This is a genomic window from Idiomarina sp. UBA4206, assembly GCF_002383015.1.
GTDB lineage: Bacteria > Pseudomonadota > Gammaproteobacteria > Enterobacterales > Alteromonadaceae > Idiomarina > Idiomarina abyssalis.
Genome location: NZ_DFTS01000070.1, coordinates 1 through 4,421 on the forward strand (window position 1 = coordinate 1; position 4,421 = coordinate 4,421).

The 4,421-nt window shown below is 46.7% G+C and carries 4 protein-coding genes; 1 reads left to right on the forward strand and 3 read right to left on the reverse strand.

Annotated elements, in window-relative coordinates:
* Positions 1-120 precede the first annotated feature (120 nt).
* The 3 genes from B3180_RS13880 to nrdG form a co-directional block, all read right to left on the reverse strand.
* A complete protein-coding gene (locus B3180_RS13880) occupies positions 121-525 on the reverse strand; it encodes a hypothetical protein (RefSeq protein WP_054488633.1) in 405 nt (134 codons plus the stop codon).
* A gap of 110 nt (positions 526-635) precedes the next feature.
* On the reverse strand, positions 636-2,474 hold the full coding sequence (nrdD, locus tag B3180_RS13885; protein WP_286845096.1) for an anaerobic ribonucleoside-triphosphate reductase: 1,839 nt from the start codon (positions 2,472-2,474) through the stop codon (positions 636-638).
* A gap of 2 nt (positions 2,475-2,476) precedes the next feature.
* Entirely contained in the window at positions 2,477-2,950 is a 474-nt protein-coding gene (nrdG, locus tag B3180_RS13890) for an anaerobic ribonucleoside-triphosphate reductase activating protein (RefSeq protein ID WP_273024040.1), read from the reverse strand.
* Positions 2,951-3,324: 374 nt separating this feature from the next.
* Between nrdG and B3180_RS13895 the strand changes: the two genes are divergently transcribed.
* Positions 3,325-4,421: cbb3-type cytochrome c oxidase subunit I (locus tag B3180_RS13895; protein WP_286845097.1), on the forward strand; the 1,097-nt coding region annotated here is incomplete at its 3' end.

Consider the following 4,421-nt stretch of genomic DNA (forward strand, 5'->3'; position numbering starts at 1 on the left):
AGACTGGGTTAAATCAAAAGGAGAGATGGCGGGCTCTGCCGCCAGTGCCGATACCGAAAAAAACAGGGTAATAACGGTAATCAGAAATTTTGTCATGGCCACATAGGGCGCAGCGTACCTCTACAGTAACTGCACCAACTCTCCTTGTCGGTTAATGGTTAAAAAATGTTTGATCATGCCGGCCTGAATTTGCTGCACCATCATTTCCAGTGGCTGGCTGGCTTCGTCGCTTGAAATGGGATGACCGCCGCGGCCGTCCATTGCGCTGATAAACGCAATATCCCAGTCAATGTCAGTGCGTTTAGACTCTTCAACCAACGCAGAAAAGTCTTCGACTTCTTCGGGCAGTTTATCGACACAAAGTACCGGCTCTAATGTGCCGCCTTCCTGTGTTTCGAATTGCTGCTTCTGACTGTCTGTCGGTTGCTCGGGGAGTTGCGCTTTTGCTAACACAAACAGCAAACGCTGAGGTTCGTGTTGTTGTTTTGCTGCTTTTATAAAGTCTTGATAACTATTGATTTCCATGGCTTCACCTGAATTTCCGGAAGTGCGCGCGGAGAATACCATAAAAGCGCAATTTTAAGGCATGAAAAAAGAGGGAGGCGGGCTCCCTCTTTATGGGTAGTTTTCAGATTTTAGCTGGCTTTTCGCAGCCCAATATTGGCTTGCGCTGCGCCAACAGCAACCTCTGACGGCTGTTTACGGTGATAATGACGCAAATGATGCTCTTTGCGTCGACCAGCGCTAAATGCCGATACACGTTTCAGGTAGCCAATAACCCGTGTACCGTAGTCTATGTCTGCAGAGCCACAGCTGGAACATTCGCTTAAGGTGCGTTTATCAATCTGTTCGCAGGCATTACAAATGGTAATCTTGACGTTAATGCAGAAGTAGTTACAGCCCGTTTTTGCGGCAATATTCAGTAACGACAAATACCCTGAGGTATTGAGCTTTTCATCAAGGTTTAAGTGCAGAGCCGAACCGCCGTCCAGGTATTCAATCAACTCTTTTCCATGAAGAACAAGCTTATCCAATGCATTGGCGTCGTCGTCTTCTACCGCATAAAAATAGGAGTTGTAGCAGTCACGGCTCACTTTGTAGCCGTCAGCTCTGTCCCACTTAGCGTTTTTCACACCCAGGTTTTCTGCTGGCACGAACTCGGTATTGAACATATAGCCGTATTCTTTTTTCGCCGCTTTATTAGCGTCGTAAATCATTTTTAAATGGTTCTGCACAAAGTCTTTATAAGCCTGGTTGTTACCTGCGGTAATCCCCTGCGACTCAGCCGCTTCAACCATGCCGTTAATGCCTATAGTCAGGAACTGCTTGTCCAGAGTAATAAAGCCGGCGTCATAAACAGTTAACAGACCCGCTTCTTTATATTCTTCCATCAACTTTCTGTAAGCCACCTGATACTTATGAATTTTGCTGACTTCTTCGTCTAAACCTCTGCCATCCTGAACCAAGCGGTTCATGTTCATGGTTATGACATCAATAGAGCCTGTAGCGACCCCACCGGCACCTAAGGTATAAGAAAAGGTATTGTCGCTTATTTCACTCCGTAGTCGGCAACATGACGCTAACGAGTCGGCATTGTCAGATAAGTAGACAAAGAAGGAGTTACCATTAGCCATTTCTCCGGCGATTTTCTCTGCAAACGGCTGATCTTTACATTGCCCGTCGTTGGTTAACATGGCAACCGTCACCACCGGGAAGGTTAGAATCGTTTTTTCGCGTTCCTTATTAAACCAGTCCAGGAAGAAGTCCTGCAGCGCGCTCACCGAGCTCCACTCCGGTTTAGTGAAGTCTGCAGGGAAAACAAACTCACCAAACATACTGTCAAAGTAATGCTGGTCGTAAATAGAGATATTCCAGAACACACTCTGGTAGCCGCGGGCCGCCGCAGGCTGATTCAGCGCATATACCACGTGCTGCAGGTGGTTTTCAATTTCGTGGCGGTGGGTGTTTAAGTAATCGTCCCCGTAGTCTTTACGGGCAAAGTAGTCGAAGTAGGTTAAGAACTCGACCGTTGCCACAGCCCCGGCAAACTGCGAGCTCACGGCAAAAACAAAGTTAACGAACGTGCCGCAGAACGACTCTAAATGCTTAGGTGCCTGAGACTCACCGCCCAGCTTGGTTAAGCCGTCACGTAGAAACGGATACATAGTGACTGAAACACAGTAGGGCTTCAGACTGGTTTCATCGTGCACGTAAATTTCATGGTCCTCAATTTGACGCACGTATTCTTTCGCCAAATCGTTACCAAAAAGCTCACTAATTTTATTACTGACTTGTTTGCGGTTAACCTGCACAAAAAAGTCTTTCATTAACTCGGCTTCAAGCGTTGCTATATTTTTTTGTGTGACGTTGGCGTTTGCGTCCATTTTTGAGCCATCAGCCGCATTTTGAGCGTGCAAGTACTCGTGGATGAAATCGACTTTGCCAGTGACTTGTTCTTCGTTTAAGCGCAACATAATTATTCTCCTGTTTGAAACTCGCAGTTCAATAACTGCTGTGTCCGTAAGTCATAGAATCGTTGGTTGGTCGTTGGACTTTCCAAGCCGCCCCGGGCAGCTATCCACGGTCCGGTTTTTAGATAAGTCAGTTGTTCACGAAGCGCTAGTGAGACGTTTTCATAGCCGGTATACAGACAAGTCTCCAGCCCTTCATTTTTTACTTGCTTTAATAGTTTCAGTAGTGCCGTTGGCTGCCACTCGCCACCCAAAAATAAAACGCAGCTAATTAATCCGCGATATTTTTGCAACTGCTGCTGAAGGTGCTCCTGCGTCAGTGGCTCGCCACTTCCGACCGGCCAGCTATCCACACTATGGCAACCTTTGCACCCAACCGGGCAGCCGGTAATGGTGTAAGCTAACGCCACTTCTCCCGGAACTTCCTGCCAGACAATCTGTTCCGCGCTGTAATGCAGTCTTGTGGGGTAAACCGGCATAAAACACCATATATCGTTAGTTACTTGAAATTTAACACTACATATTGTGTTTCTAGCATAGGAGAGTCTGATGCGAATGCATTGATCCTGCTCAAGGTTTAAGCAGAAAGGAATAAAGCTGCCAACCCGCCTGAAGGGATACCTCTTTTAGGGTAGAAATGACCGTTAGGGTACTTTTAACCACGCCAGTTAAAACAACCTAATAAAACTCAGTCATAAAAACCCTATTTAAAATAAAAGCTATAGTAATCAACACTTTAAAAAGTGGCCTCAATATTGCAATTAGGTGAACGCATAGTGAATTAATAAGAATTCTCTGCTCATAAACCTATGGAGTAACAACATGAAGCTGTTCAGCATCAAGGAGGTCAATAATGGCCGGGTATCGTAAGCTTTGGTGGACATTAATTGCAGTTCTTGCAATTACCTTTGGCGTTTTAGGGTATTTTGGAACGGAAGTTTACCGGGAGGCTCCGCCTATTCCGGATAAGTTCATGAGTACCAATGGTAACGTCGTTGCAACCGAGGAATCGGTTTTAGACGGGCAGACAGCCTGGCAGTCGGTTGGCGGCATGCAGCTTGGCTCAATTTGGGGACATGGTGCTTACCAGGCTCCGGACTGGACAGCTGACTGGCTACACCGTGAGTTGCTGGCCTGGTTAGACATTCGTGCCCACGAAGTCTTCGATAAGCCTTATGAACAGCTTACTGGTGTACAACAGAACCAACTTGAGTACGAACTTAAGGAAGAGTATCGCACCAACACCTATGACAAAGCCTCAGACACCGTTACTCTTAGTGAGCGACGCATTCAGGCTATTGAGCAAACGGGTGAGTACTACTCAAAACTGTTCAGCGATGACCCGGAGCTTCGCCCTACTCGCGTAAGCTATGCAATGAAGGAAAACACTCTGCCTTCAGCTGAGCGTCGCGCAGTAATGAACGACTTTTTCTTCTGGACCGCATGGGCAGCTGCTACTGAACGTCCAGGTGCAGACATCACCTATACCAACAACTGGCCACATGAAACCTTGATAGATAACGTGCCTAGCGCAGAAAACATTATCTGGTCCATTGTCAGTGTTATCCTATTGATCGCCGGTATTGGTTTCTTAATTTGGGCGTGGGCATTCTTACGCGACAAAGAAGAAGAGGAACTGGTTGCGCCAGAGCATGATCCTATTGCTAAGGTTAAGCTGACTCCATCGCAAAAAGCTTTGGGCAAATATTTATTTATCGTTGTTGCTCTGTTCACTTTCCAGGTGTTAATGGGTGGTCTTACCGCGCACTACACAGTAGAAGGACAAGAGTTCTACGGTATTAATATTTCAGAGTGGTTCCCCTACTCACTAACTCGTACCTGGCATATTCAGGCCGCCATGTTCTGGATAGCGACCGGGTTCTTGTCTGCAGGACTCTTCCTTGCCCCGATTATTAACGGTGGTAAAGATCCGAAGTATCAGAAACTGGG

Excerpts from the sequence above, each read along its gene's own strand:
- B3180_RS13880 (WP_054488633.1), bottom strand. The coding sequence starts at position 525 with ATGGAAATCAATAGTTATCAAGACTTTATAAAAGCAGCAAAACAACAA.
- nrdD (WP_286845096.1), bottom strand. The coding sequence starts at position 2,474 with ATGTTGCGCTTAAACGAAGAACAAGTCACTGGCAAAGTCGATTTCATC.
- nrdG (WP_273024040.1), bottom strand. The coding sequence starts at position 2,950 with ATGCCGGTTTACCCCACAAGACTGCATTACAGCGCGGAACAGATTGTC.